We start from the raw sequence: 25,859 nt of genomic DNA on the forward strand, positions 1-25,859 counted from the left end.
CGGCCGGTCGGCCGGCTACTCAGACGTACCGCTCCAGGATGGACGCCTCGGCGAGCCGGGAGAGGCCTTCCCGGACGCCCCGGGCGCGGGCGTCGCCCACCCCCTCGACGGCCTGGAGGTCCTCGACGGTCGCGCCGAGCAGCCGCTGGAGGCTGCCGAAGTGCACGACCAACCGGTCGACCACCGCGACGGGGAGCCGCGGCACCTTGGCCAGCAGTCGGAAACCGCGGGGGCTGACCGCGGCGTCGAGCGCGTCGGAAGCGGACGGATAGCCGATCGCCTTGGCGACCGCCACCAGGTCGATCAGCTCGGTGGCGCCGAGCAGGTCCAGCTCGACCAGCGCCTCGTCGAGGGTCCGCGACTTGCGGCCCACCGGGAGGTAGTCCCGGATGACCAGGGTGCGGTCGGCGTCCACGCCGGCCATCAGCTCGTCGAGCTGGAGGGCGAGGAGCCGACCGTCGGTGCCCAGCTCGACGACGTAGCCGGCGATCTCGTCGGCGATCCGGCGGACCATCTCCAGCCGCTGCACCACGGCGACCGCGTCGCGCACGGTGACCAGGTCCTCGATCTCCAGGGCGGAGAGGGTGCCGGAGACCTCGTCGAGGCGGAGCTTGTACCGCTCCAGGGTGGCCAGGGCCTGGTTGGCGCGGGAGAGGATCGCCGCCGAGTCGTCCAGCACGTGCCGCTGGCCGTTGACGTAGAGGCTGATGATCCGCATCGACTGGCTGACCGAGATGACCGGGTAGCCGGTCTGCCGGGCCACCCGTTCGGCGGTGCGGTGCCGGGTGCCGGATTCCTCGGTGGGGATGGACGGGTCGGGCATCAGGTGCACGCCCGCCTGGACGATCCGGGTGCCGTCGCTGGACAGCACCACCGCGCCATCCATCTTGCACAGCTCGCGGACCCGGGTGGCGGAGAACTCCACGTCCATCGGGAAGCCGCCGGTGCAGATCTGGTCGACCACCTTGTCGTAGCCGAGGACGATGAGCGCGCCGGTGCGGCCGCGCAGGATCCGCTCGAGCCCGTCGCGCAGCGCGGTGCCCGGCGCCATGAGAGCGAGATTTGCCCGCAGCGGGTCGCCGCCGGCCCCGCCGACGCTCCCGGTCACGCTGACGCTGATCGGACGGGCGGGCGAGCCCACCGCGCCGGTGCGGGCGTGCGGCGTCGCCGCGGCGGCGGGCTTGGTGGCATCGCGGTCGATCGGCACGGGCACAGTCTACGGACTGCGGTGCGGTGGGTGCTCTCGTGGTTACTGTGATGTGTCACGATGTTCGGCTTCCGTCGCCGTCGGCGGGTCGGGTGAGCTGTCCGATATCGCCCAGCCGGTCCCGTCGCGTGGTCACCGTGGGTCACTCCGCCGATGCGCGGGCGGCAGCCTGGAGCGCCGCTCGTACGTCGGTGACCTCGATCACCCGCATGTTCTCCGGGGCGACTCCGCTGCTGCCGGGACCGCAGCCGGGCGGCACCAGGGCCAGCCGGAACCCGAGCCGGGCCGCCTCGGCGAGCCGGCGGGGGACCGCGCCGACCCGACGTACCTCGCCGGTGAGACCGACCTCGCCGATCACCACCAGGTGCGGGGCGATGGCGAGGTTGAGACCGCCGGACGCCACCGCCAGGGCGACGGACAGGTCCGCGGCCGGCTCCACCACCCGGATGCCGCCGACCGTCGCGGCGAAGACCTCCCGGTCGTGCAGGGTCAGCCGCTCGGTGCGCCGCTGGAGCACGGCCAGCACCATCGCCAGTCGGGCGCCGTCCAGCCCGGAGACCGTCCGCCGGGGCGAGCCGGCCACGGTGGCGCCGATCAGCGCCTGCACCTCGGTGACCAGGGCCCGCCGCCCCTCCATCGCCACCGTGACGCAGGTGCCCGGCACCGGCTCGGAGTAGCGGGTGAGGAAGAGGCCGGAGGGATCGGCCAGGCTGCTGATGCCGCCCTCGTGCATCTCGAAGCAGCCCACCTCGTCGGCGGCACCGAACCGGTTCTTGACGCCCCGGACCATCCGCAGCGAGGAGTGCTTGTCGCCCTCGAAGTGCAGCACCACGTCGACCAGGTGCTCCAGCACCCGGGGACCGGCCACCTGGCCGTCCTTGGTGACGTGGCCGACCAGCACGGTGGCGATGCCGCGCTCCTTGGCGACCGCGACCAGCGCGGCGGTGACGGCGCGGACCTGGGTCACCCCGCCGGGCACGCCCTCGGTGCCGGTGGTGGAGATGGTCTGCACCGAGTCGAGCACCAGCAGCCCCGGCTTCACCGCGTCGAGATGGCCGAGCACTGCCGACAGGTCGCTCTCGGCGGCCAGATAGAGCTGGTCGTGCAGGGTGCCCATCCGCTCGGCGCGCAGCCGCACCTGGCTGACCGACTCCTCGCCGCTGACCACCAGCGACGGGCTGCCCGCGCCGACCGCCCACTGCTGGGCGACGTCGAGCAGCAGCGTGGACTTGCCGACGCCGGGCTCACCGGCGAGCAGCACCACCGCGCCGGGGACGAGGCCGCCGCCGAGCACCCGGTCCAGCTCGCTCACCCCGGTCGGGCGGGCCCGGGCCGGGGCGGCGCTGATGGTGGCGATCGGCCGGGCCGGCTCGGCGGGCATCCGGGAGCTGACCACCCGGCCGGAGACCAGCGGGCCGCTGACCGTGCACTCGACCACCGAACCCCACTCGCCGCACTCCGGGCAGCGCCCGACCCACTTGGGCGGCTGGTGGCCGCAGGCGTCGCACTCGTAGGCCGGTCGCGGCTCGCGGGCCGAGGCCCGGCTCCGGCCGGCGGTGGACGCGCCGCGGGGGGAGGTCGAACGGGACGTGGTCACCCCAGGACGCTAACCGGGCGGTACGACGAAAACCCAGCCGGAAACGAAAACACCGCCGGCGTGGTGGTCACCACGCCGACGGTGCCGTCGACAGTGCCGGGTCGGGTCAGCCGCCGTGGCCGGCCTCGGTGCCGCCCTCCGCGCCACCCTCGCGGGTGATGATCGGCGAGGCCGGCGCTCCCGGGGTCAGCGGAACGCCGATCGGGGCCGCGGCCTTGACCGTCTTGCCGTTGCCGAAGTCGAAGACCAGGTTGACCTGCTGACCGGGGAGCAGCTTGTCCTTCAGGCCGACGAGCTGGAGGCGCTGGCCAGGGCCGGTGGCCAGGAGCTGGACGTAGCCGAGGGCCGGGATCTCCAGCCGGGCCGGCTGGCCGGACGGGGCCGACTCGCTCGCCGAGGCGGACGGGCTGGCCGAGGCGGACTCACTGGCCGACGGGCTGGCCGAGGCGGACCCGCTGGCCCCGATCGACTGGCTCGGCGACGCGCTGGGGTCGGTCGCGGTCGGCGACGCGGAGGCCGGCTCGGTCGGCGACCCGCTCGGGCTCGCCTCGGCGCCGCCCTGGGTCGAGCCGGCGAGCACGATCTCGCGGGCGCTGTCCGTGGTGACGGTGACGGTGACCGGGGTCTTGCTGTCGTTGTAGATCACGACGTTCAACGGGGCGGTGCCGCCCGCCTGGTAGCCCCCGGCGCCCGGGTACTGCACGTAGAGGCCGCGCACCTTGTACAGGTTGTCGGAGGTCTGGACGTTCACGCCCTGGACCGACGGGATCTTCTTGGCGGTCTCGGCCACCTGGCCGGCGCCGCACCCGGACAGCAGCAGGCTCGCCGCCGCCGCCGTACCGGCCAGCAGCAGGGCCGCCCGTCCGGAACCCCTGATCGAGCGCGTCACGTCGGTCCTCCTCGTCACGATCCCCACCCGGCCGTATCCCGGGCACGGTGGCCATACCCGCGCAGACCGCGCTCCAGGGTAGTTGGGGCTGATCGACGGCCGCACGCCGACCCGGTAATGCCACCTTCGCGGGGAGCGGTCAGACCACCCGGCCGCTCGCCACCAGCAGCACCACGTCGATGAGCGCCACCACCATGACCGCCCGGAAGGCGGCCACCGGCCGGCCACCGGCCCGGGCCGCGGCGCGTCCGCCGTACCCGCCGACGACCGGCGCCAGCACGGCGGCGGCGACCGCCGAGAGCCCGGCCCACGACGGCGGCCCGGGCGGCCCGAAGACCAGCGTGACGGTCGCCACGAGGAGCAGCCCGGCGGCGGCCGCGCGGCTGCCCGCCGGGCCGAGCCGGTGCGGCAGGCCGCGCACCCCGGTCCGGGCGTCGTCGGCCAGGTCGGGCAGCACGTTGGCGAAGTGCGCCCCCGCGCCGAGGCAGGCCGCGGCGGCGACCAGCCAGACCGGCGGGGTCGGCGCGCCGGGCAGCGCCAGCACCACGAAGGCGGGCAGCGACCCGAAGGAGACCGCGTACGGCAGGACCGAGACCGGCGTCGACTTCAGCGGCCAGTCGTAGAGCAGGGCGGAGAGCAGGCCGACCGTGGCCCACGCCGCCGCCACCGGGTTCGTGGTCAGCGCCAGCACCGGGGTGGCGAGCGCGGCCAGCACCGCGGCCCGGCCCGCGGTGCGCCGCCGCAGCGCGCCGGTGGCGACCGGCTTGTCGGTACGCCCCACCGTGGCGTCCCGGTCGGCGTCGAGCGCGTCGTTGCTCCAGCCGACGGCGAGCTGGCTGGCCAGCACGGTGAGCACCACGGCGGCGACCCCGGCCGGCCGGTGCCCGACCCCCCAGGCCAGCAGCCCGGCGACCGTGGTCACCGCCGCGGCCGGCTCCGGGTGGCTCGCCCGGAACAGCCCTAGCACCGTTGACGACATGAGGGAAGTCTGGTCGTTACCGAGCAGTCGTGCCACGCTCGGTCCATGCCAGACGCGGCCCCGGTGTCCACCCCGCCCCGGATGCTGCCGCCCAACGACCCCCGCCAGTACGACGACCTGGCCGACGAGTGGTGGCGGCCGGACGGCGCCTTCGCGATGCTGCACTGGCTGGCCCGGGCGCGCGCCGCGCTCGTCCCACCGGCGTCCCGGCCCGGCGCCCTCCTGGTCGACCTCGGCTGCGGCGCCGGCCTGCTCGCGCCGCACCTGGCGGGCAAGGGCTACCGGCACATCGGGCTGGACCTCACCCGGACCGCCCTGGCGCAGGCCGCCGCGCACGGGGTGACGGTGGTCAACGCCGACGTCACCGCCGTTCCGCTGGCCGACGGTTGCGCCGACGTGGTCTCCGCCGGTGAGCTGCTGGAGCATGTGCCGGACTGGCGGCGCGCGGTCGCCGAGGCGTGCCGCCTGCTGCGCCCGGGCGGCCTGCTGGTGCTGGACACGCTCAACGACACGGCGCTGGCCCGGCTCGTCGCGGTGGAAATCGGCGAGCGGCTGCCCACCGTGCCGCGCGGCATCCACGATCCACGGTTGTTCGTGGACGCCCGCGAGCTGGTCGCCGAGTGCGCGAAGCACGGCGTCGAGCTGCGGCTGCGGGGCGTCCGCCCGGAGTTGCGGGGCACGCTCGGCTGGCTGCTGCGGCGGATGCGCGGCGGGTTCGCTGGCCGTCCGGTGAGGACGGATCCGGGCCGCGAACCCCGGATCGTGCCGACCCGGTCCACCGCCGTGCTGTACCAGGGCCGTGGGCTCCGGGGCGGGTGGAGCACCGCGAGCGGTTCGCCCGCTTCGGCGCCGAGTACGTCGAAGCCGTTTTGGCTGCGCAGGGTCGCCGGCTGCTCGTGGTCGACCCGGCCGAGGTCGACGATGACCTGGTGCGGGACGTGGCGGAGATCCTGACCTCGCTGTGCGCTCGCCTCTACGGGCGGCGGGCCGCCGCGAACCGAGCCTGTCGGGCGGTCGAAGCCGCTACCGGGGAGGAGCCGGCATGAGGATCATGCAGGCGTACCGGTTCGCCCTCGACCTGACCCCGGCGCAGGAGGCCGTCCTGTCCACCGGCGAGCTGGAGCCCAACCCGCGCTACCTCGACGCCGCCACCCGCCGGATCCGCGCTCTCGCCCGGTGCGCCTCGCGCCGGGTCGGCCCTGACAGGCGTACCGGCCGACGTGGGTCGAAGCGGTGGCAGCGGGCGAGCGCCCAGCTCGGCCGGGCGCACGCCCGGGTGGCGAACCGGCGCCGCGACGGCCTGCACAAGCTCACCACCCGGCTCGCTCGCGAGTACGGCACCGTCGTGGTCGAAGACCTCAATGTTTCCGGGATGCTCGCCAACCGGCGCCTGGCTCGGCACATCGCCGACCCCGGCTTCGCTGAACTGCGCCGGCAACTGGCGTACAAGACCTCGTGGAACGGCGGGCGGCTGGTCGTGGCCAACCGCTGGTATCCGTCCTCAAAAACCTGCTCGGCCTGCGGCGCGGTGAAAACCAAGCTCGCCCTGTCCGAGCGCACCTACACGTGCACCACCTGCGGCCTGACCCTCGACCGAGACCTCAACGCCGCACGCAACCTCGCCACACTCGCGGCTGAGGCGAGCACCGCCGGGAGTGGCCCGGTGGCCGGACGTGGAGCCGACCGTAAGACCCGCCAAGGCGGGCCGGTGGCCGTGAAGCGTCAACCCGGCATCGCTTCGGCGAGCAAGACCGGGACCGTCCCACCGCAAGGCGGGACATCCGATCACATGCTCCGCAAAGCATCATGAAAGGAAACGGCTAGATGACTGTGCACGCGCTGGAGGCGGCCCGCCGGTTGGCGCCGCGACTGGCCGCCCGCGCGGCGGAGCACGACCGGGAGGGCTCGTTCCCGGTCGACGACTTCGCCGACCTGCGGCAGGCCGGGCTCTTCGGGCTGATGGTGCCCCGGGAGCTGGGCGGGATGGGGGCCACCTTCGCCGTGTACGCCGCCGTCGCCACCGAGCTGGCCCGGGGCAACGGCGCGACGGCCCTGGTGTTCAACATGCACGCCTCGGTCACCGGGGCGCTCGGCGCGGTGACCGAGGAGCTGGCCGAGGCGCTGGGCGTACCGGAGGAGGCGTTGGCGGCGCGGGACCGGCTGCTCCGGGCGGCGGCCGACGGCTCCTGGTACGCGGTGGCGATGAGCGAACGCGGCGCGGGCGCCCGGCTGTCCCAGCTCAGCACCGTCTACGAGCCGGTCGACGGCGGCTGGCGGATCAAGGGCAGCAAGACGTTCTGTTCCGGCGCCGGGCACGCCGACGGCTACCTGGTGGCCGCCCGCAGCGTCGCCGACCAGTCGGTGGTCTCCCAGTTCCTGGTGCCAGCCGGCGCCGGGCTGACCGTGGAGTCGACCTGGGACTCCCTCGGCATGCGGGCCACCTCGTCGCACGACCTGCACCTGGACGTCACCGTCCCGGCGGACCGGCTGCTCGGCGGGGTCGAGGGGTTGGCCCTGGTGGTCGCCCAGTTGATGCCGCACTGGCTGGTGGCCAGCTACGCCGCCGTCTACGTCGGGGTGGCCCGGGCGGCGGTCGACGCCGCGGTCGAGCACCTGAACGCCCGTAGCCTCGCCGGCCTGCCGGCGGTCCGGGCCCGGTTGGGCCGGGCCGACGCGGCGGTGGCGGCGGCCGGGCTGGTGGTCGCCGAGGCGGCCCGTCGGGTCGAGGAGGCGCCCGGCGACTCGGAGACGAACCGCTGGGTGTGGCGGGCGAAGCTGCTCGCCGGCACCACCGCCGCCGACGTGGCGGCCTCCGTGCTGGAGGCGGCGGGCACCTCGGCGACCCGCCGGGGGCACCCCCTGGAACGGCTCTACCGGGACGCCCGGTGCGGCTCGCTGCACCCGGCGACCTCGGACGTCTGCGCGGACTGGCTCGGCATCGCGGCGTTGGGCGGCGACCCGGATCGCGACAGCTCCACCCCTCGTTGGTGAAGCGTGCGGAATGAGCCGGGGCGAGTCCCGCAGTCGGCAACGACGAGCGGTGCGGTGACGACGTGGGGATCGCGAACGAGAGGGTGGGGAACATGGCCGTGCCGGTGATCGCGGGTCTGGGTGCGGCGCAGCCACCGGCCGCCGCGCAGGACGAGCTCTGGGAGGGCTTCTTTGCGAAGCACTTCTCCGGCACCACCCGGGCGCTGGCCGAACGGATCTTCGCCAACTCGGGGGTGTCCCGTCGGCAGGCGGCGGTGAACCCGCTGCTGGAGGACGTCTCGGACTGGCCGACCGAGCGCCGGATGCGGCGTTACCAGGTGGAGGCGCTGCCGCTCGGCAAGGAGGCGGTGGGTCGGGCGCTCACCTCGGCCGGCCTGGACGCCGGGGACGTCGGGCTCTTCGTGGTCTGCTCCTGCACCGGGTACGCCACCCCGGGGCTGGACATCCTGCTCGCCCGGGACCTGGGCATGGCCCCGGAGACCCAGCGGATGTTCGTCGGGCACATGGGCTGTTACGCGGCCCTGCCGGGGCTCGGCGCGGCCAGTGACTTCGTCGCCGCCCGGGGGCGGCCGGCGCTGTTGCTCTGCGCCGAGTTGACCAGCCTGCACATCCAGCCCGCCAGGGCGCGGGTGGACACCCAGCAGATCGTCTCGCACGCGCTCTTCTCGGACGCCGCGGTCGCCGCGGTGGTCGTCCCCGGCGGCCGGGGGTACGCGCTGCGGGAGGTCGCCTCGGTCACCGACACCTCGACCGCCGACCACATGACCTGGGACGTGACGGACACCGGCTTCCGGATGGGGCTGTCGCCGAAGGTCCCGCAGGTGCTCTCCCGCCACGTCCGGGGCCTGGTCGACGGCCTGCTCGCCCGGCACGGCCGGACGTCGTCCGAGGTGGACGGCTGGGCGGTGCACCCGGGCGGCCCGCGCATCCTGAACGTGGTCGAACGGGAGCTGGCGCTGCCGCCGGACGCGCTGGCCCCCTCCCGGGCCGTCCTGGACGAACATGGCAACTGCTCGTCGCCGACGGTGCTGCTGATCCTGGACCGGCTGCTGAGGGCGGCGACGCCGCCGGAGCGGATCGTGATGCTCGCCTTCGGCCCCGGCCTGACCCTCTACGCCGCACTCCTCGAACGCGGCAACTGACCCCGCCCCGGCCCGCCGCACCGCTTCCCGGGGCGGCAGCGGCCGGTCCGCGTCGGGGTCGGCCGTCGGGTCCGCGGTGCACGGGATCGACCGTGGTCGCCGTCCGGGTCCGGCCGTAGCGGCGACCGGAGGCTAGGCTCGCCGCATGGGCGCGACAGTGGACGACCGGTGGCGCGGTGGCGTGCTGGCCGGGCTGGCCGTGGCCGCCCTGGTCGCCGGGGCCTGGTGGTGGCGGCAGGCCGCGCCGGCCACCGGCCCGGTGCCGGCGGCGGTCGGCTCGACGCCACCCACGCCGGCCCCGACGGAGTTGCTCGACCGGGTGATCATCGATGCCAAGGACGGGCGCGTCATCGAGGTGCCGGAGGCCGACCCGGACCAGCCGCTGGTGTTGCACCAGGAGCCCGGTGCGACGGGGGTGCCGGAGCGGCCGGAGATCGTCTGGGCGGACCGGTCCCACCTGTCGCCGGGCGGCCCGCCCGTGATCCGGCAGACCGGCGCGGAGGTGGGCGGGCGCTACCTGCTGGTGGCGAGCTGCGTCGGCGGCGGACCGGTCACCATCCTGGTCAGCGGCGCCGACGGCGAGCCGGCGGCGCGGGCCGACTGCGCCGGGCCGCCGGCGCTGCTGCGGTTGACCGCCGTGGGGGGACCACTCGAGGTGCGGTTCGCCGCGAACGACGGCCCGCTCGAGCTGGATGCCCAGCTGTCCGCGCTGCCCTGAGGCCGCCGGTCAGCCGGCGAGACGGGCCAGGTCGGGGCGGTACTCCTCGATGCTGTTCAACACCGGCACCACCCGGACCAGGGTGCTGTCCCGGTCGACCAGCAGCACGGTCGCGGCGCCGGGCCGGGCGGGTAGGTGCAGGTAGGCGCGCAGGCCGCCGGCCGGGTCGGCCAGCGCGCGTACCGGCGCCCCGGTGGACGGGGCGGGGCGGACGGCCCGGCCTTCGGTCACGGTGACCACGGTCACTCCCGGCGGCGCGGCGGTGACCGCCTCCGCCACCCGGTCGGGGCACGCGCAGGCGTCGACGAGGAGGATCACCGCCGGCAGCAGGGCGCGTAGCGGCACCGGGGAGTCGCCGGCGTCGACCAGGTCCAGTGCGGGTAGCGGCCCGACCTGGGCCGGGGTCGCGGCCGGGTAGGGGACCACCGTCGGGCTGCCGCCGGAGCGGGACGACCGGGGCCAGGTGACCGCGGCGAGCCCGCCGAGGGTGGTCAGCACGGCGACCAGCAGGATCAGCACCGGCAGGCCGAGCGAGGGCAGGCCGTCCGGGCGCCGGGTGCGGTCCAGCCGGCCGTGCCAGCTGGCCTGTCGCCGGGACCGGCGCAGCTCGCGGCGGAGCTGGCGGGCCTCCTCGGCGAGCGCGGAGGCGTCGTCCGGTACGACCACCCGACCCCACTCCGGGGGCAGGTCGGGCAGCCCGTCCGGTGGGCCGTGGCCCTCTGCGTCAGGCTTGCCCATCGGACCCCCAGGAACCGTCGCGGTGAGCGGACGTCGCGTCCACCTCCAGCGTCCCGCACCGATCGGCGTACCGCTACACCTGGGCGCAGCTCGAATCGGCGGGATACCATGGAGGAGCGCATTGCCCTAGATATCGACGCTCCGATCACCCGTACCGGGTTGTCATCCGTTGGTCACGGAGCGTGTTGAAACCATCGGTTTGACCGCCTGTCAAGCTGAAGAAATACCTCTCACAGGGCCCCTGAGCTGCGCCAACGGTCAGGACAGCGGTGAGACATCGGTGCCTGAGCGTGTTACCCTAGACACAGCGAAAGGGGTTTCGAACCTATGGTTTTCAGTGTCGGCGAGACCGTTGTTTACCCCCACCACGGGGCCGCACTCATCGAGGCAATCGAGACTCGGGTCATCAAGGGCGAGCCTAAGCAGTACCTCGTCCTGAGGGTCGCGCAGGGTGACCTGACGGTCCGGGTGCCCGCCGAGAACGCCGAGATCGTGGGTGTGCGCGAGGTGGTCGGCGAAGAGGGCCTGGGCAAGGTCTTCGACGTGCTCCGCGCCCCGCACACCGAGGAGCCGACCAACTGGTCGCGGCGTTACAAGGCGAATCTGGAGAAGCTGGCCTCCGGTAACCCGCTGAAGGTCGCCGAGGTCGTGCGCGACCTGTGGCGTCGGGAGCGGGAGCGAGGCCTGTCGGCGGGCGAGAAGCGGATGCTCGCCAAGGCCCGCGACATTCTCGTCGGCGAGGTCGCGCTGGCCGAGAAGAGCACCAAGGACGAGGCGGAGTCGCTGCTCGACAAGGTGCTGGGCGAGGCCTAGTCCCCACAGCATCGTCGTACCCACCGCGTAGCAAAGAAATCCGAGGACCGCGACGTGACCGCGCAGCTCAATCCGCGCGGTGACGTCGCGGTCCTCGTTCCTGCCGCGGGTGCCGGCGTACGCCTCGGCCCGGGCGCGCCGAAGGCGCTCCGGCCGCTCGCCGGCGAGCCGCTCCTGGTGCACGCGGTACGCCGGATCGCCGCCGCGCCGTCCGTGCACACCATCGTGGTGGCCGCCCCGGCGGCCGACGTCGAGTCGGTCCGGTCGATGCTCGCCCCGGTGGCGCCGGTGACGGTGGTGCCCGGCGGGGCGGAGCGGCAGGCCTCGGTGGCCGCCGCGCTGTCCGCCGTGCCGGCCGGCCCGGAGATCGTCCTGGTCCACGACGCCGCCCGCGCGCTCACTCCGCCCGAGCTGGTCGAGGCGGTGGCCGAGGCGGTCCGCGCCGGCCACGACGCGGTGATCCCGGTCCTCCCGGTGGTCGACACGATCAAGGAGGTCGACGCCGGTGAGCGGGTCCTCGGCACGGTGGACCGGTCCGCGCTGCGGGCCGTGCAGACGCCGCAGGGCTTCCGCCGGTCGGTGCTGACCGCCGCGCACGCCGCCGCGGGTGACCCGTTGACCGACGACGCCGGCCTGGTGGAGAAGCAGGGCGTACCGGTGGTCTGCGTGCCCGGCTCCGAACACGCCCTCAAGATCACTCGACCGTTCGACCTGGCCCTCGCCGAGCACCTGCTGGCAGCCGGAGCCTGACGCGTACCCTCGGCTCGTGATCGTTCCTCGGGTGGCCATCGGCACGGACGTGCACGCCTTCGAAGCCGGCCGGCCCTGCTGGCTCGCCGGCCTGCACTGGCCGGGCCAGGACGGGCTGGCCGGCCACTCCGACGCCGACGTGGTCGCGCACGCCGCCTGCAACGCGCTGCTCTCCGCGGCCGGCCTCGGTGACCTGGGCGCCAACTTCGGCGTCGACCAGCCCGAGTGGGCCGGCGCGTCCGGGGTGGTGCTGCTCACCGAGAGCGCCCGGCGGGTCCGCGCAGCCGGCTTCCGGATCGGCAACGTCTCGGTGCAGGTGATCGGCAACCGCCCCAAGATCGGTCCGCGCCGCGAGGAGGCGCAGCGGGTGCTCTCCGAGGCCGTCGGCGCCCCGGTCACCGTCTCCGCCGCCACCACCGACGGACTCGGCTTCCCCGGCCGCGGCGAGGGGCTGACCGGCATCGCGGTTGCTCTGGTCTACGAGGCCCCGGCGGCCTAGCCCCGCCACCCGGCCAGCCGGCCCCCCGCCGCTCCCCCCGGCTCAGTCCACGTCGGTGCAGAGGTTGTGCGTCGTGCCGTGGAGCATCGTGAGGGTCTTCTCGAAGGTCGGGCTGAACTCCACCACGAACTGGCCGTCGATGAGCCACAGCCCCTTCGGCAGCGAGCCCCCGTTCGCCCGGAAGCCCATCAGCACCGGTCCGGTCACGTACCAGGTCATCGACCCGTCGGTGCCGTACTCGATCAGCGCGGTGCCGCTCGCGTCCGCCGTGGAGGTGGCCCCGGTCTCCAGGTTCGTCACCCGGTCGATCAGGGTGCCCCGGTACAGCTCCCGCTGCGGGGAGCCGTCCGGGTACGTCGCCAGGGTCAGCTTCCGCACCTCGTCCACGATCGGCTCCACCCGTACGGCGAAGTCGCACCGCGCTCCGGCCGGTTGCTCGAACGCCGCCTGCGGCGCCGGTTCCCAGGCGCCCGGGGCGATGTCGCCACTGGCGGCGGACGCCGAGCCGGGAACCGCCACGACGAGGGAGGCCACCACCGAGGCCATCGCCACGCTCATCCTGAGCCGCATGATCACTCCATCCGTGCTGTCGAATCAGGGCCGGACCAGGATCGCCAGCCCCACTCACCACCGGCTCACCGTGCGACGCCGGGGCGCGCACCCGATCCGCCCGCGCGCCGCGCCGGTCGCCGTACCACTCACCACCGGCTCACCGGCCGTGACAACCGTCGGCGGGGGCCAGCCCGTCCTGACTGGTATGGAGTTCCGACTGCTCGGACCCTTCGAGGCCCGCCACGAGGGCCACCTCGTCGAGGTCGGCAGCCGACGCCAGGAGCGTTGCCTGCTCGGCGTCCTGCTGCTCGACTCGGGGCGCGTGGTCACCACCGACCGTCTCATCGACCTGCTGTGGAACGGCCGGCCGCCGGGTTCGGCGCGCGGCGCCGTGCAGACGTACATCGGCCGGTTGCGGGGGTCGCTGACGCCGTACGGGGTGCGGATCAGCACCCGGGGCGACGGGTACCTCTTCGAGGCGGACGGGCACCGGGTCGACGTCGACGAGTTCGGCCAGCTGGTCCGGCAGGCCAGCGCCGCCGCGGATCCCGCCGAGCGGGTGCGGCTGCTCGATCTGGGGCTGGCGTTGTGGCGGGGCCCGCTGCTCGCCGACGCGGCCGACGACGAGCTGCGGGACCGGCTGCACGGCACGGTCGAGGAACTCCAGCTCGTCGGCGTCGAGCTGCGCGCCGAGGCGCAGCTCGCGCTGGGCCAGCACGCCCGGGCGATCGCCGAACTGGTCCCGCTGGCCGCTCGGTACCCGACCCGGGAGCAGCTGGTCGCCACCCTGATGACCGCCCTGTACCGGGGCGGCCGGCAGGCCGACGCGCTGCGGCTGTACCGGACCACCCGGGAGACGCTCGTGGACGAGCTCGGGATCGGGCCGGGGCCGAAACTGCGTGAGGTGCACCGCCGGATTCTCCGCGGCGACGAACGACTCGACCGGCCCGGGCGCCCGGTGTACGAGGTGCGGGTACGCGACCAGAGCCTGCCGTGGAGCGTCGGTGGCCATCCCGCCCTGGAGTTCTGCAACACGTTCGCCGGTTGGGGGCACGAACCGCCGATCCCCGGCGCGGAGTGGCTGCGTGGCTACCCGACCCTGGCCGTGTGGGCCGGCCACGTCGGTCTCGTCGACGACGTGTCGGTGAGCCGGCTCCTGCAACTGGCCGGGCGGGACCCCGACCAGGCGGCCGAGGTGCTCGTCGAGGCCCGACGGTTGCGGGCCGAGCTGTACGCCTGCCTGACCGACCCGGACGACCGGCGGGCGTTCGACGTGGTCGCCCGGTACGCGGAGGCCGCCGCGAAGCTGCTGGTGTTCCGGCGCGACACCGACGGGCGCGGGCGCTGGTGGCCCGACCTCGCCGCTGGACTCCGGTTGCCCCTGCACGCCGCCGCGTGGAGCGCCGCCCAACTGCTGGCCGATCCACGCCGGCTCACCGTCCGGACCTGCCCCGACGAGCGGTGCGGCTGGCTCTTCCTGGACGAGACCGGGCTGCGCCGCTGGTGCAGCCTGGGCACGTGTGGCCGCCAGCCCGCCCAGCTGCCCTGCCGCAGCGCCTGACCGGACTCCCGTCGACCGGCCGGTCGCGGCCCGGTCCGAGCGGCGGTGGTCGGCTTTCCCGGGGCAGTGCGGCTAGGCTCGCCGGGATGTCGAGTGACGCCGCCCCCGACCAGTCCGCCGCCGACGGCTACCTGCAGCGCGCGCAGCTCCTCGCCGAGCTGGGTCGCTACGACGAGGCCGCCGGTGAGCTGGGTTTCGCCATCGCGATGGACCCGGCGAACGCCGGGGCGTTGACCATGCTCGCCCGGGTGCACCTGGCCGCCGACCGGTCCGCCGAGGCGCTCACCGCCGCCGAGGCCGCCGTCGCCGCCGCCCCGGGCGCCGTACCGCCGCTGGTCGCGCGGGGGTTCGCGCTGGCCGACCTGAGGGAGTTCAAGGCCGCCGCGGGGACCGCCGACGAGATCCTGGCGCTCGGCCCGACCGACGCGTACGCCCAGCGCAGCGCCGCCGCGATTCTGGCCGGCTCACGCAACGGGCAGCAGGCGCTCAACGCCGCCTGGCGGGGCGTTGAGCTGGCCCCGGAGGAGCCGCAGTCGCACCTGGTGCTCGGTCTGGTGTCGGCCCGGCTGGAGGTGTTCGACCTGGCCGAGCGGGCCTACCGGGAGGCGCTGCGGCTGGACCCGGGACTGGCCGTGGCCCGGCACGACATGGGCGTCATCCGGCTGGAGCAGCGCCGCTACGCCGAGGCGCTGGAGCATCTGGTCGAGGCGGCCGCGTTGGACCCGGCGGGGACGGACTCGGGGCGTACCATGTCGGACGGTCTGCGCCGGCTGGTGCTCTACGGCGCCGGCTGGACGCTGATCGCGACCGTGCTGGTGGCCTTCCTGGCCCCGGCCGGGCCGGGCTTCTCCCGGGTCTTCGCGGCGCTGGCCGCGCTCGGCGGGGCGCTGCTGGTGTGGCGCCACTCGACCCGGGTGCCGGGGCTGCTCCGCACGATCCTGCCCGGCCTGCTCCGCGCCGACCGGACCCTCGCGCTGGCGCTCTACGCGGTGGCCGCCGGTCCGGTGCTGCTCCTGCTCTACGCGCTGGTCGGGACGCCGTGGCCGCTGGTCGCCGCGATCGCCGCCGCCGCGTTGGCCGAGTTCGCGGTGTTCCCCCGTTCCTCGCGGTGATCGTGGTCGCGGTGAGGATTTCGCCGAAGCCCGCCCCACTCCGGGCGGTCAGGCTTGATCCCTCCGTGGGCGTCGATCTTCCCCAGAGGGTCGCGCGGGCGGCGAAAACCCCAGCGCAACTACCCGTGCCGCGCCCAGGTCCAGGCGTAGCCGGGGTCCTCGCTGGAGGAGGCCGCGTCGCAGAGGTCGAGGGGGCGGAAGGTGTCGACCATGACGGCCAGCTCGTCGAAGAAGTCGACGCCGATCGAGCGCTCGGCGGCGCCCGGCTGGGGGCCGTGGGTGAAACCGGACGGGTGCAGCGAGATCGAGCCCTGCTCGATGCCGGAACCGCGCCGGGCCTCGTAGTTGCCGCCGGTGTAGAAGAGCATCTCGTCGGAGTCGACGTTGTGGTGGTTGTACGGCACCGGGATGGCGTCCGGGTGGTAGTCCACCTTGCGCGGCACGAACGAGCAGATCACGAAGTTCGGGCCCTGGAAGGTCTGGTGCACGGGCGGCGGCTGGTGGATGCGGCCGGTGATCGGCTCGAAGTCGTGGATGGAGAACGCCCACGGGTACAGGTGCCCGTCCCAGCCGACCACGTCGAACGGGTGGTGGGCGTAGGTGTAGCGGGTCCAGCCGCGGCGGTGCTTGACCAGCACCTCGACGTCCTCGCCGTCGACCAGCAGCGGCGCGTCCGGCCCCCGGACGTCCCGCTCGCAGTACGGCGAGTGCTCCAGGAACTGGCCGCGGACCGACAGGTAGCGCTTGGGCGGGCCGATGTGGCCGGTCGCCTCGACGGCGAGCAGCCGGGTCGGCTCGTCGCCGGTGGGCACGAGGCGGTGGATGGTCGAGGTGGGGATGATGACGTAGTCGCCGGCCACCGCGTCGAGCACGCCGAACGGCGACTCGACCCGCAGCGAGCCGGACTCCAGGTAGAGGCAGTGGTCGCCGGTGGCGTCGCGGAACAGCGGGGACGGCCGGTCGGCCAGCACGTACGCGATCCGGACGTCGTCGTTGGCGAGCAGGTACTGCCGGCCGAGCACCGGGTCGGCACCGGCCCCGTCGAGCTTGTGGGTGCGCAGGTGGCGCGGCTTGAGCGGCAGGTTGGGCACCCGGGTGAAGGCGGGCGGGGTGAACTCCTCGGCGGCGACGATCGCGGTCGGCGTGTGCCGGTGGTAGAGCAGGGACGAGTCGGAGGAGAAGCCTTCCTGACCGACCAGCTCCTCGGCGTAGAGGCTGCCGTCGGGCTGGCGGAACTGGGTGTGGCGCTTGCGGGGCACCTCACCGACGCTGCGGTAGTACGGCATCTCGCCTCCCGATATGTCCCGTTCTCCGGTCAGTGGCGTCCGATAATCGGACGCTGTTGTCCGTTCCTTGTAGCGTCCCGTAAATTCTTGTCTCGTGTCAACGCAGGTGCCCCGACTCTTCGCCGGTCTCGTCGACGACGCCGCCGTCTTCCCGCCCGGCAGCGCCGCGCTGCCGGACGCCGTGGTGGCCCACCGGCGGCACCGCACCGCCTGGTACGCCGACCTGGTCGGCCCGCTGCTGCTGCCCGCCTCCACGCTGCCGGAGCTGCCCGACCTGCTCCACCCGGACGAGCCGGTGGCCGTCGGTGTCATCGGTGACGTGCCGGTCGGTCAGCTCGACGCGGCGCTCGCCGGAGCCGACCCCCGGATCACGGTCCGGCAGGTCGAGGCGGCCGTCGCCAAGCGCGGCGAGGACCCGCAGCCAGGCCTGGCCGAGCTGGTCAAGCTCGCCGAGCGGCTGGACGGCGTCCCCGTCCACGCCGAGATCCCGCTGACCTTCGGCCTGATGGGGGCGCTGGACGCGGTCGCCGAGGCGCGGGCCGGCGGCCTGCCGGTCGCGGCGAAGCTCCGCACCGGCGGGCTGGCCGCCGAGCTCTTCCCGACCCCGATCGAGCTGGCCGCGGTGATCTGCGCCTGCCGCGACCGGGAGCTGCCGTTCAAGCTGACCGCCGGGCTGCACCACGCGGTGCGGCACCGGGACCCGGAGACCGGCTTCACCCACCACGGCTTCGTCAACGTGCTCGCTGCCACGCTCGCCGCCACCGGGGGTGCCGAGGTGGACGCGGTTGCCGAGCTGCTCGCCGCCACCGACCCGGTCCGGCTGGTCGAGCAGGCCCGGACCGACCGCCATGCGGAGCGCCCGCTCTGGATCGGGTACGGCTCGTGCAGCATCGAGGAACCACTGACCGATCTGATCCGGCTGGGGCTGGTGAACGGGGGGTACGAGGAATGAGCGAGCGCAGCGAGCGAATCAGCAGGTTCAGTGCGGTGGTGCCGCATGGCGGCATGGAGCGAAGCGGAGTGCCGGCATGAGCTGGGTGACGGGTGCCGACGGTTCGCCGTACGGGGTGACCAACCTGCCGTACGGGGTGTTCCGGCGCGCCGGGCACGAGCCGCGGATCGGCGTCCGGATCGGGGACTTCGTGCTGGACCTGGCCGGCGCGGAGGCGGCCGGTCTGGTGCTGGCCGCCGGGACGCTCGGCCGGCCCACGCTGAACGACTTCATGGCGCTGGGCCGCCCGCAGTGGACGGCCGTCCGGCAGCGGGTCACCGAGCTGCTCACCGACACCGGCCACCGGCCGGCGGTGGAGCCGCTGCTGGCGCCGCTGCGCGAGGTGGAGCTGCTGCTGCCGATCGAGGTCGCCGACTACGTCGACTTCTACTCCTCCGAGCACCACGCGGCCAACGTCGGGCAGATCTTCCGCCCCGGCCAGCCGCCGCTGCTGCCCAACTGGAAGCACCTGCCGATCGGCTACCACGGCCGGGCCGGCACGGTCGTGGTATCCGGCACCCCGGTCGTCCGCCCCTGCGGGCAGCGGGCCACCGCGCAGGGCCCGACCACCGGCGCCTCCGTACGCCTGGACATCGAGGCCGAGGTGGGCTTCGTGGTCGGGGTGCCGAGCACCATGGGCGACCGGGTCGCGGTCGACGACTTCGCCGACCACGTCTTCGGCGTGGTGCTGGTCAACGACTGGTCCGCCCGCGACATCCAGGCCTGGGAGTACCAACCCCTCGGCCCGTTCCTCGGCAAGTCCTTCGCCACCTCGGTCTCGGCCTGGGTGACGCCGCTGGACGCGCTGGCCGACGCCTTCGTGCCGGCCCCGGACCAGGACCCGCCGGTGCAGGGGTACCTGCACGACACCCCGCACCTCGGGCTGGACCTGCGGCTGTCGGTCGAGTGGAACGGCGAGCGGGTCAGCGAGCCGCCCTTCGCCACCATGTACTGGACGCCGGCCCAGCAGCTCGCCCACCTCACCGTCAACGGCGCGTCGCTGCGCACCGGGGACCTCTACGCCTCCGGCACCGTCTCCGGCCCGGACCGCGGCCAGGTCGGCTCGTTCCTGGAGCTGACCTGGGGCGGCGCCGAGCCGGTCAAGTTCGCCGACGGCGGCAGCCGCACGTTCCTGGAGGACGGCGACACGGTCACCATCACGGCCACCGCGCCCGGCCCGGACGGCACCACCATCGCCCTGGGCGAGGTCACCGGCAGCATCCTGCCCGCGCGCTGACGCGGCCCGCCGTCCGCCGGTCCCCGGTCGCACCCGCTGTGCGACCGGCGATCGCGCTTTCCGCGTTGATCGCCGCGGATTCCGACGCCTCGAAGGACCGGCCCGGGCCGACGCTCGCGGTCAGCCCACCGGGCTGGACGGCGTTCGTCACCGCGATCCGCGCCGGGGCGTTCCGGCGCTGAACCGACCCGTCCCCCGATGCCCCGCCCGGGGCATCGGTGGCGGAAATGTCACGGAGGGCTCCCCGTTTCCCGTTCACGCGCCGTACCGTGGAGGACACGGGAGGTGTCATGTCGACGGTGACGGTTACCGAGTTCATCGAAGCGCAGGACGTCGACGTCTGGCGGCTCCTCACCGACCTCTCCGCCCGGGCCGGCTGGCTCTCCGCCGTCGGCGCGGTGGAGGTGCTCACCCCCGGGGCCTTCGCCGCCGGCACCGCCTGGCGGGAGGCCCGGGTCCGCCCCGGCGGCGACGAGCAGTCCGAGGAGTTCCTCGTGGTGGAGGCCGCCGCCCCGCACCGGCTGGTGCTCAGCTCACCCGGGGCCGGCGTGGACTACCGGATCACCTGGACGCTGCGGACGGTCGAGCGGCGCCGGCGCGGCTGCACCCAGGTCACCGTCGAGCAGGAGGCCGTGCCGACCGCCCCGTACGGCCGGGTCCTGGCCCTGATCCTCGGCGGCCTCGCCGCCCGCGCGGTCGAGGGCGCCCTGCGTCGTGACCTGGCCGACCTGGCCCGGGCGGTCGCCCCCGCCTCCTCCGCCGAGGCCGCCTGACCCGACCCGCTTCCACCTGACCGGGGGGTCCGGGGTTCCGCTGGGTAGGGTGCCGGGCGGAGGTGCGGCATGGGGTTCCCCACGGGACGACGGCGGGTCGTGACGGCGCTCGCGGCGGTGCTCGCCGTCGGCGTCGCCGCCGCGATCGTCTACCGCGTCCTCGCCCCCGCCGAGGTGAGCACGGTCGCCCGGGGCGCGTACCCGGCCGCGGCCAGCCCGCCGGTCGGGGTGATCGGGCGGCTGCCGGTGGCCCCGCTGCTCGTGGACGGCCGGCTCCGGGTCTACGCCGGCACCCGCCAGGTGTACGCCGACCAGCCGGTCGACGGGAAGCACCGGGTCACCCCGTTCTGGTCGTACCGGCGTTGGCCGGCCAAGCTGGTCGGCGTACTGGCCAGCGGCGCCACCCTGGTCAGCCGCTGGTCCGACGGGACCGTGGTGGCGCTGGACGCCCGGACCGGGCGGGTCGCCTGGCGGGCGGACGGACCGGAGCCGGGGCCGGTGCCGAAGCCCCGGCGCACCTACGCCTCGACGGTCTGGGACCCCGCCGGGCTGCACGTCACCCGTACCGCCGACGGTCGTGCGGTGCTGGTGGCCGCCGGCGAGCGGCAGGTGGGCGGGTACGCACTGGCCGACGGCCGGCAACTCTGGCGGGTCGACGTGCCGGAGGGCTGCCGTAGCGACGTGGGGACCACCGCGACCGGCGAGCTGATCGGGGTCGACGCCTGCGCCATGCCGACGACGGTCGAGTTCCGGGACGCGGCGACCGGGGCGGTCCGTGCCCACTGGCTCCCGCCGGGCGGCGGCCGAGGGCTGGCGGTGACCCCGCTGGGCTGCGCCGACGGGCACTCGGAGTGCCGGGGGCTGCGGACCGACGGGAAGGGCGACGACCCCGGCCAGGGCTGGCTGGTCGGCGCCGGTGAGCCGGTTGCCGCGCCCGCCCTGAACGGGGCCGACGCCCAACTGGCCGGCGAGCGGGTCGTCGGCAGCACCGGCGGGGTGCTGACCGGCCGGTCGGCGCGGACCGGTGAGGAGCTGTGGCGGCGGGCCGACCTCGGCCCGGTGCGGATCATCGCGACGCAGCCCGGGCGGGTGCACCTGCTGACCGAGCGGAACGACCTGGTCACCCTTGACCCGAGCACCGGCGCGGAGCGGTCCCGCTTCCCGATGGACATCGGCCGCGACGGCATCGCCTGGGTTCCCGGGCGGGCGTACGCGGCGGACGGCTACCTGGCCCTGGAGCGGGTCCGGGAGGACGCCACCACGGACTCCGACGACCAGGCGTACTTCCTGATGGCCGAGCCGGTGCTGCTCGCCGCCACCTAACCGGGGGCGGCGAGCAGCCGGCGGTCAGGCCAGCGCCGACTCGGCCGCGGCGAGGAAGGCGTCGTTCTCGGCCGGGGTGCCGATGGTGACCCGGACCCCGTCGCCGGCGAACGGCCGGACGATCACGCCGCGCGCCTCGCACGCCTTGCCGAACTCGACGGCCCGTTCGGCGAGCGGCAGCCAGACGAAGTTGGCCTGGCTGGACGGCACGTCGGGGACGAACTTGCGCAGCGCCTCGGTGACCCGGTCCCGCTCGGCGACGACCAGCGCGCACCGGCGCTCCACCTCGTCGGCCTGGGCCAGCGCGGCCAGCGCGCCGGCCTGGGCGGCCATGCTGGTGGAGAAGGGGGTGACCACCTTGCGGATCGCGGCGGCCACGGTCGGCTCGGCGACGAGGAAGCCGATCCGCAGCCCGGCCAGGCCCCACGCCTTGGACAGGGTGCGCAGCACGACGACGTTGGGCCGGTCGAGGTAGGTCAGGCCGTCCGGCACCTCGGGGTCGGTGACGAACTCCCGGTACGCCTCGTCGATCACCACCAGCACGTCGTCCGGCACGGCGTCGAGGAAGCGGTCCAGCTCGGCCTTGCGGACCGCCGTGCCGGTCGGGTTGTTCGGGTTGCAGACCAGGATCATGCGGGTCCGGTCGGTCACCGCCGCGGCCATCGAGGCCAGGTCGTGGCCGTGCCCGGCGTCGTTGGGCACCCGCACGCTGGTCGCGCCGCTGGTGGCCGCGATGATCGGGTACGCCTCGAAGGACCGCCACGAGTAGAGCAGCTCGTCGCCGGGGAGGCAGGTGGCCCGGACCAGGTGCTCGGCCAGCGCCACCGAGCCGCAGCCGGTGGCGATCCGGTCGGCGTCCACGCCGTACCGCTCGGCCAGCGCCTGGCGCAGCGCCACCACGCCCATGTCCGGGTAGCGGTGCGAGTTGGCCACCGCCTCGGCGACCGCCTCCACCACGCCGGGCAGCGGGCCGTAGGGCACCTCGTTGCTGGCCAGCTTGATCGCCTCGGGCAGGCCCAGCTCGCGGGCCAGGTCGGCCGGGCTGCGGCCGGGCACGTAGTTGGGGAGCGCGTCGAGGTCGGCGCGGGTCAGCCGCAGCGGCGGCTGGTGACGTCCGGTGTCGGTCATGGGGTGTCTCCCGGGGGGTTGGCGCGGTCGCGCGGGGCGGTACGGGTGTCGGTCGTGGCGCGGGGGACCTGCACCACGACGGTCTGCGCGCGCTTGTCGTGCAGCGCCTGGCGCAGCGGGTGGTCGAAGAGCGGGGAGATCGCGTCGACGAGCTGGAGCAGCAGGCCGAGACCGCAGCAGTACCAGAGCAGGGTGGGCAGGCCGAGGGTGCTCCACCGCCGGGTGGCCCGGCCGAAGCCGAGCGGCTGGTCGGCCTCGACCGGCACCGCCCGGACCCGCATCACCCGCTTGCCGAAGGTCTGCCCCCGGGCCGCCATCGACGGCACCTCGTAGGCGAACCACAGCGCGGTGGCGATCAGCAGGATGGCGATCAGGAGGCCGGTGGTCTGCTCCCCGGGGGGCGGCAGCGGCTCGGTGGTGGTGTCACCGGTGGTGACCCGCCGCCACCCCTCCCGCCAGGCGGGGGCGTACCCGAGGGCGAAGTGCCAGATGAACCAGCCGTTCACCGCCACGTTGAGCAGGAACACGATCGCGAAGTCGATCAGGCGGGCGACCAGGCGGACGCCGTACGAGGCGAGCCGCAGCCCGTGCGGCCGGGGCTCGGGGAGCCGTCCCGGCCAGGTCGGGTACGGCCAGCCCGGTGGCGGGCCCTGCGGGCGCCCCGCTCCGGGCGGCCCGTACCCCGGTGGCGGTCCGTAGCCCGGGCCGGGCGGCCCGTAGCCCGGCGGCCCGTAACTCGGGCCGGTCGGGTGGCCGGGGCCGGCGGTGGGGGGCCCGGGGTGCGGGCCGGGCCCGGCCGGTACGGCGGCGGGGGCGGGCGCCGGCGCCGGTTCGGGCGGCGGCGGACCCGCGGGCGGGGTGGCGTCGACCGGGATCGGCGCGCCGATCCACCCCTCGCCGTCCCAGTACCGTCTGGTCTCGGGCTCGGCGGGGTCGACGTACCAGCCAGGTTGCACAGTCACCCAGCAACCTTAACGACGACGGTGCCGGCGAACTTGTCGTGCAGGCACTGCTGCCAGGGCTTGTCCCAGAGCTGCCAGAGCCCGTCGGCGTAGTTGAGGAAGGGAACCAGCGAGCCGGCGACGAACTCGATCAGGTACCGCCGGCCCAGCATGCCCCGGGTGAGGGTGCCGGCCGGGTCGATGGGGACGATCCGGATCTTCATCGCCTTCTTGCCGAGCGTCTGGCCGCCCCGGCGGGCGTACTCGACGTGGTAGAGCCAGTAGAAGACGAGCAGGACCAGGAACAGTCCGGCCTCGGCGAGCAGCAGCGGGACGACGAAGTCGGCCATCATCCGCGCCGGGTCGGGTTCGGTCATCGTCCCGCCCGGGTTGACCTGCACCATCTCGGTGAACATGCGGTACCAGATCCACGCGAAGAACGGCAGGAAGAGCACCATCGCCAGCAGGCTCGCCGCCGCGGTGTCGATCAGCCAGGCCAGCAGCCGGTCGGTGAAACTGGCGAGGGGCTGGCCGTTCGGCGCCAGCGGCGGCGGCACGAAGCCGGGATGCGGCGCCCAGCCGGGCCCGGGGCCCGGGTAGGGCGGCAGCCCGGCGTACGACGGTGGGACGTGCTGCGCCGGCGCCGCGTACCGCAGGGGGGTCGGGGCGGTGGGCGGCGCGAAGCCGCCGCCCGCGGGCGGGGGCCCGGCGGGCGGCGGCGTGCTGTTCGGGGGAAGCTGCGTCACGCCGACAGTGTTACAGGTTGCCGCGTGCTTCCTGCTCCCGCTCGATGGCCTCGAACAGGGCCTTGAAGTTGCCCTTGCCGAAGCCCAGCGAGCCGTGCCGCTCGATCAGCTCGAAGAAGACCGTCGGGCGGTCCTGCACCGGCTTGGTGAAGATCTGCAGCAGGTAGCCGTCCTCGTCCCGGTCGACCAGGATCTTGCGGGCCTTCAGCTCCTCGATCGGCACCCGGACGTTGCCGATCCGGGCGCGCAGCTCCGGGTCGTCGTAGTACGAGTCCGGGGTGTCCAGGAACTCGACGCCGGCGGCGCGCATCGCGTCGACGCTGGCCAGGATGTCATTGGTGGCCACGGCGATGTGCTGGGCACCCGGGCCCTGGTAGAACTCCAGGTACTCGTCGATCTGCGACTTCTTGCGGGCGATGGCCGGCTCGTTCAGCGGAAACTTCACCTTGCGGGTGCCGCTGGCGACGACCTTGCTCATCAGCGCCGAGTAGTCGGTGGCGATGTCGTCGCCGATGAACTCCGCCATGTTGCTGAAGCCCATGACCCGCTTGTAGAACTCGACCCACTCGTCCATCTTGCCGAGCTCGACGTTGCCGACCACGTGGTCGACGGCCTGGAAGAAGCGCTTCGGCTGGATGCCGGCGTCGATCATCGGCTGCCGGTCCACGATCGGGCCGCGGGCGACGAAGCCGGGCAGGAACGGGCCGGTGTAGCGGGACCGGTCGACCAGGGTGTGCCGGGTGTCGCCGTACGTGGCGAGGGCCGCCATCCGGACGTTGCCGTGTTCGTCGCTCACGTCGTGCGGCTCGACCAGGCCGGTCGCGCCCTGGGCGGTCGCGTGCGCGTACGCGGCGTCGACGTCGGGCACCTCCAGCGCGATGTCGGAGACGCCGTCGCTGTGCTTGGCGACGTGCTCGGCGCCCTCGGCGTCGGGGCGGACCGCGCCGGTCAGCACGAACCGGGCCGAGCCGCTGGTCAGCACGTACTGGGCGTGGTCCCGGTAGCCCTGCTCCGGCCCCCGGTACGCCACGCAGGTCATGCCGAACGCGGTGGAGTAGTAGTGCGCGGCCTGCTTGGCGTTGCCGACCAGGAAGTGCACGTGGTCGAGGCCCTTGACCGGGAACGGGTCGCGGCTGATGTCGTGGTCGACGGCGCCGACGAGCGCGTCGACGTCGACGTCGTCGGTCGGTCGGTCGATCGCCTGGGTCATGGTGGTCTCCCTTGCGTACCGGCCGGCCTCGTGGGCCGCCGTTGGTTGCTCTTGTGGCGAGGATCGCGGTGCCCCGCCGGGTTGGGCAACCCTTCGCATTATTGCTGGTCAGCTTGTGCAATCGGTACGGTGTTCAGTCGTGAACACTGGTCAGGATGTACAGCTCGACGAGCTCGACGTGCGGTTGATCGAACTGCTCGCGGCGGAGCCGCGGATCGGGGTGCTGGAGTGCTCCCGGCGGCTCGCGGTGGCCCGGGGGACCGTCCAGGCCCGGCTGGACAAGCTGGCCGACCGGGGGGTGATCGGCGGCTTCGGGCCGGACATCTCGCCCGCCGCGATCGGCTTCGGGGTGACCAGCTTCGTCACCCTGGAGATCAGCCAGCGGCACGGGCACGACCCGGTCACCGCGCACCTGGCCGCCATCCCCGAGGTGCTGGAGGCGCACACCATCACCGGCTCCAGCGACCTGCTCTGCCGCATCGTGGCGAGGTCGAACACCGACCTGCAACGCGTGATCGACCAGATCGTCTCGTCCGAGGGCATCACCCGCGCCTCCACGATCATCGCGCTGGCCGAGCAGATCCCGTACCGCACCCTGCCCCTCGTCCGCTCGGCCGTGCGCGGCGGGCCGTCCGGCGCATAACACGGCGTCGGGCGAAGAAAGCGGGGCGACACG

26 protein-coding genes and 2 pseudogenes are annotated in these 25,859 nt (G+C 74.4%); 17 read left to right on the forward strand and 11 right to left on the reverse strand.

Going from position 1 to position 25,859, the window contains the following annotated elements; translation table 11 throughout:
* Window positions 1-19 precede the first annotated feature (19 nt).
* From disA to OG799_RS30720, 4 genes are all read right to left on the reverse strand, one after another.
* Window positions 20-1,207, reverse strand: a complete 1,188-nt coding sequence (disA, locus tag OG799_RS30705; RefSeq protein ID WP_406040078.1) for a DNA integrity scanning diadenylate cyclase DisA — start codon at window positions 1,205-1,207, stop codon at window positions 20-22.
* Between the two features lie 142 nt (window positions 1,208-1,349).
* Window positions 1,350-2,804 carry a DNA repair protein RadA gene (gene radA, locus OG799_RS30710; RefSeq protein ID WP_406040080.1) on the reverse strand — a complete coding sequence of 485 codons (1,455 nt, stop codon included), beginning with the start codon at window positions 2,802-2,804 and terminating at the stop codon, window positions 1,350-1,352.
* Between the two features lie 106 nt (window positions 2,805-2,910).
* Entirely contained in the window at window positions 2,911-3,693 is a 783-nt protein-coding gene (locus OG799_RS30715) for a hypothetical protein (RefSeq protein ID WP_406040082.1), read from the reverse strand.
* Between the two features lie 139 nt (window positions 3,694-3,832).
* Complete coding sequence (locus OG799_RS30720; protein ID WP_406040084.1) at window positions 3,833-4,672, reverse strand: UbiA family prenyltransferase; 840 nt, start codon at window positions 4,670-4,672, stop codon at window positions 3,833-3,835.
* 45 nt (window positions 4,673-4,717) lie between these two features.
* On the opposite strand from OG799_RS30720, the pseudogene OG799_RS30725 reads away from it, so the two are divergent.
* The 6 genes and pseudogenes from OG799_RS30725 to OG799_RS30750 all read left to right on the forward strand — a co-directional run.
* A pseudogene (locus tag OG799_RS30725) lies at window positions 4,718-5,488 on the forward strand (methyltransferase domain-containing protein); the annotation flags it as partial.
* Window positions 5,488-5,718, forward strand: a pseudogene (locus OG799_RS30730) (IS607 family transposase); the annotation flags it as partial. The pseudogenes OG799_RS30725 and OG799_RS30730, both read left to right, overlap by 1 nt.
* The gene (locus OG799_RS30735; protein ID WP_406040086.1) at window positions 5,715-6,482 is read left to right on the forward strand and encodes an RNA-guided endonuclease InsQ/TnpB family protein; all 768 of its coding nucleotides are present in this window, start codon (window positions 5,715-5,717) and stop codon (window positions 6,480-6,482) included. The pseudogene OG799_RS30730 and the gene OG799_RS30735, both read left to right, overlap by 4 nt.
* A 14-nt stretch (window positions 6,483-6,496) precedes the next feature.
* Window positions 6,497-7,663, forward strand: a complete 1,167-nt coding sequence (locus tag OG799_RS30740; protein WP_406040088.1) for an acyl-CoA dehydrogenase family protein — start codon at window positions 6,497-6,499, stop codon at window positions 7,661-7,663.
* An 83-nt stretch (window positions 7,664-7,746) separates the two neighbouring features.
* Window positions 7,747-8,805: a type III polyketide synthase gene (locus OG799_RS30745; protein WP_406046457.1), complete on the forward strand. Its 1,059-nt coding sequence runs from the start codon at window positions 7,747-7,749 to the stop codon at window positions 8,803-8,805.
* A gap of 145 nt (window positions 8,806-8,950) precedes the next feature.
* Window positions 8,951-9,523, forward strand: a complete 573-nt coding sequence (locus OG799_RS30750; RefSeq protein ID WP_406040090.1) for a hypothetical protein — start codon at window positions 8,951-8,953, stop codon at window positions 9,521-9,523.
* A gap of 9 nt (window positions 9,524-9,532) precedes the next feature.
* Here the strand turns inward: OG799_RS30750 and OG799_RS30755 are convergent, their stop codons facing one another.
* Window positions 9,533-10,261, reverse strand: coding sequence for a hypothetical protein (locus OG799_RS30755; protein WP_406040092.1), 729 nt, complete (start codon window positions 10,259-10,261; stop codon window positions 9,533-9,535).
* Window positions 10,262-10,588: 327 nt separating this feature from the next.
* Here OG799_RS30755 and OG799_RS30760 point away from each other — a divergent pair, with 327 nt between their 5' ends.
* From OG799_RS30760 to ispF, 3 genes are read left to right on the forward strand one after another with little or no spacing between them, the layout of a single operon-like run.
* Window positions 10,589-11,074, forward strand: coding sequence for a CarD family transcriptional regulator (locus tag OG799_RS30760; RefSeq protein WP_089012187.1), 486 nt, complete (start codon window positions 10,589-10,591; stop codon window positions 11,072-11,074).
* 54 nt (window positions 11,075-11,128) lie between these two features.
* Window positions 11,129-11,824, forward strand: coding sequence for a 2-C-methyl-D-erythritol 4-phosphate cytidylyltransferase (gene ispD / locus OG799_RS30765; RefSeq protein ID WP_406040094.1), 696 nt, complete (start codon window positions 11,129-11,131; stop codon window positions 11,822-11,824).
* Between the two features lie 16 nt (window positions 11,825-11,840).
* Window positions 11,841-12,323 (forward strand): 2-C-methyl-D-erythritol 2,4-cyclodiphosphate synthase, encoded by a 483-nt coding sequence (gene ispF, locus OG799_RS30770; RefSeq protein ID WP_406040096.1) that lies wholly within the window; start codon window positions 11,841-11,843, stop codon window positions 12,321-12,323.
* 42 nt (window positions 12,324-12,365) lie between these two features.
* On the opposite strand, the gene OG799_RS30775 is transcribed toward ispF, so the two are convergent.
* Window positions 12,366-12,893 carry a hypothetical protein gene (locus OG799_RS30775; protein WP_406040098.1) on the reverse strand — a complete coding sequence of 176 codons (528 nt, stop codon included), beginning with the start codon at window positions 12,891-12,893 and terminating at the stop codon, window positions 12,366-12,368.
* Between OG799_RS30775 and OG799_RS30780 the strand changes: the two genes are divergently transcribed.
* Both OG799_RS30780 and OG799_RS30785 read left to right on the forward strand, forming a co-directional pair.
* Window positions 12,892-14,436 carry a BTAD domain-containing putative transcriptional regulator gene (locus OG799_RS30780; protein ID WP_406040100.1) on the forward strand — a complete coding sequence of 515 codons (1,545 nt, stop codon included), beginning with the start codon at window positions 12,892-12,894 and terminating at the stop codon, window positions 14,434-14,436. The genes OG799_RS30775 and OG799_RS30780 overlap by 2 nt on opposite strands.
* Window positions 14,437-14,522: 86 nt before the next feature.
* Window positions 14,523-15,548 (forward strand): tetratricopeptide repeat protein, encoded by a 1,026-nt coding sequence (locus OG799_RS30785; RefSeq protein WP_406040102.1) that lies wholly within the window; start codon window positions 14,523-14,525, stop codon window positions 15,546-15,548.
* Window positions 15,549-15,667: 119 nt separating this feature from the next.
* On the opposite strand, the gene OG799_RS30790 is transcribed toward OG799_RS30785, so the two are convergent.
* Complete coding sequence (locus OG799_RS30790; RefSeq protein WP_406040104.1) at window positions 15,668-16,834, reverse strand: homogentisate 1,2-dioxygenase; 1,167 nt, start codon at window positions 16,832-16,834, stop codon at window positions 15,668-15,670.
* A gap of 94 nt (window positions 16,835-16,928) precedes the next feature.
* Between OG799_RS30790 and OG799_RS30795 the strand changes: the two genes are divergently transcribed.
* The 5 genes from OG799_RS30795 to OG799_RS30815 all read left to right on the forward strand — a co-directional run bounded on the left by OG799_RS30795 (window position 16,929) and on the right by OG799_RS30815 (window position 21,158).
* Complete coding sequence (locus OG799_RS30795; RefSeq protein ID WP_406040106.1) at window positions 16,929-17,786, forward strand: hypothetical protein; 858 nt, start codon at window positions 16,929-16,931, stop codon at window positions 17,784-17,786.
* 76 nt (window positions 17,787-17,862) lie between these two features.
* On the forward strand, window positions 17,863-19,062 hold the full coding sequence (gene fahA, locus OG799_RS30800) for a fumarylacetoacetase (RefSeq protein WP_406040108.1): 1,200 nt from the start codon (window positions 17,863-17,865) through the stop codon (window positions 19,060-19,062).
* Window positions 19,063-19,127: 65 nt separating this feature from the next.
* Window positions 19,128-19,244, forward strand: coding sequence for a DUF397 domain-containing protein (locus OG799_RS30805; protein ID WP_406040110.1), 117 nt, complete (start codon window positions 19,128-19,130; stop codon window positions 19,242-19,244).
* A 108-nt stretch (window positions 19,245-19,352) separates the two neighbouring features.
* A complete protein-coding gene (locus OG799_RS30810) occupies window positions 19,353-19,835 on the forward strand; it encodes an SRPBCC family protein (protein ID WP_406040112.1) in 483 nt (160 codons plus the stop codon).
* 69 nt (window positions 19,836-19,904) lie between these two features.
* Window positions 19,905-21,158: a PQQ-binding-like beta-propeller repeat protein gene (locus tag OG799_RS30815; protein ID WP_406040114.1), complete on the forward strand. Its 1,254-nt coding sequence runs from the start codon at window positions 19,905-19,907 to the stop codon at window positions 21,156-21,158.
* A 24-nt stretch (window positions 21,159-21,182) separates the two neighbouring features.
* Here OG799_RS30815 and hisC read toward each other — a convergent pair whose 3' ends face one another.
* From hisC to hppD, 4 genes are read right to left on the reverse strand one after another with little or no spacing between them, the layout of a single operon-like run.
* A complete protein-coding gene (gene hisC / locus OG799_RS30820) occupies window positions 21,183-22,286 on the reverse strand; it encodes a histidinol-phosphate transaminase (protein WP_406040116.1) in 1,104 nt (367 codons plus the stop codon).
* Window positions 22,283-23,248 (reverse strand): RDD family protein, encoded by a 966-nt coding sequence (locus OG799_RS30825; protein ID WP_406040118.1) that lies wholly within the window; start codon window positions 23,246-23,248, stop codon window positions 22,283-22,285. Before OG799_RS30825 ends, hisC begins: the two co-directional genes overlap by 4 nt.
* On the reverse strand, window positions 23,245-23,973 hold the full coding sequence (locus OG799_RS30830) for an RDD family protein (protein ID WP_406040120.1): 729 nt from the start codon (window positions 23,971-23,973) through the stop codon (window positions 23,245-23,247). The genes OG799_RS30825 and OG799_RS30830 overlap by 4 nt, the downstream gene beginning before the upstream one ends.
* Window positions 23,974-23,983: 10 nt before the next feature.
* Entirely contained in the window at window positions 23,984-25,183 is a 1,200-nt protein-coding gene (gene hppD, locus OG799_RS30835) for a 4-hydroxyphenylpyruvate dioxygenase (RefSeq protein WP_406040122.1), read from the reverse strand.
* 139 nt (window positions 25,184-25,322) lie between these two features.
* On the opposite strand from hppD, the gene OG799_RS30840 reads away from it, so the two are divergent.
* Window positions 25,323-25,826: an Lrp/AsnC family transcriptional regulator gene (locus OG799_RS30840; RefSeq protein WP_406040124.1), complete on the forward strand. Its 504-nt coding sequence runs from the start codon at window positions 25,323-25,325 to the stop codon at window positions 25,824-25,826.
* Window positions 25,827-25,859: the final 33 nt, after the last annotated feature.

The organism is Micromonospora sp. NBC_00898 (assembly GCF_045207895.1).
Classification (GTDB): Bacteria; Actinomycetota; Actinomycetes; order Mycobacteriales; family Micromonosporaceae; genus Micromonospora.

Bases quoted from the DNA above. Each gene is read 5' to 3' on its own strand.
- OG799_RS30720 (WP_406040084.1), bottom strand. From the start codon at position 4,672: ATGTCGTCAACGGTGCTAGGGCTGTTCCGGGCGAGCCACCCGGAGCCG.
- OG799_RS30735 (WP_406040086.1), top strand. From the start codon at position 5,715: ATGAGGATCATGCAGGCGTACCGGTTCGCCCTCGACCTGACCCCGGCG.
- OG799_RS30740 (WP_406040088.1), top strand. From the start codon at position 6,497: ATGACTGTGCACGCGCTGGAGGCGGCCCGCCGGTTGGCGCCGCGACTG.
- OG799_RS30750 (WP_406040090.1), top strand. From the start codon at position 8,951: ATGGGCGCGACAGTGGACGACCGGTGGCGCGGTGGCGTGCTGGCCGGG.
- OG799_RS30755 (WP_406040092.1), bottom strand. From the start codon at position 10,261: ATGGGCAAGCCTGACGCAGAGGGCCACGGCCCACCGGACGGGCTGCCC.
- OG799_RS30760 (WP_089012187.1), top strand. From the start codon at position 10,589: ATGGTTTTCAGTGTCGGCGAGACCGTTGTTTACCCCCACCACGGGGCC.
- OG799_RS30780 (WP_406040100.1), top strand. From the start codon at position 12,892: ATGATCACTCCATCCGTGCTGTCGAATCAGGGCCGGACCAGGATCGCC.
- OG799_RS30775 (WP_406040098.1), bottom strand. From the start codon at position 12,893: ATGCGGCTCAGGATGAGCGTGGCGATGGCCTCGGTGGTGGCCTCCCTC.
- OG799_RS30785 (WP_406040102.1), top strand. From the start codon at position 14,523: ATGTCGAGTGACGCCGCCCCCGACCAGTCCGCCGCCGACGGCTACCTG.
- OG799_RS30790 (WP_406040104.1), bottom strand. From the start codon at position 16,834: ATGCCGTACTACCGCAGCGTCGGTGAGGTGCCCCGCAAGCGCCACACC.
- fahA (WP_406040108.1), top strand. From the start codon at position 17,863: ATGAGCTGGGTGACGGGTGCCGACGGTTCGCCGTACGGGGTGACCAAC.
- OG799_RS30810 (WP_406040112.1), top strand. From the start codon at position 19,353: ATGTCGACGGTGACGGTTACCGAGTTCATCGAAGCGCAGGACGTCGAC.
- OG799_RS30815 (WP_406040114.1), top strand. From the start codon at position 19,905: ATGGGGTTCCCCACGGGACGACGGCGGGTCGTGACGGCGCTCGCGGCG.
- hisC (WP_406040116.1), bottom strand. From the start codon at position 22,286: ATGACCGACACCGGACGTCACCAGCCGCCGCTGCGGCTGACCCGCGCC.
- hppD (WP_406040122.1), bottom strand. From the start codon at position 25,183: ATGACCCAGGCGATCGACCGACCGACCGACGACGTCGACGTCGACGCG.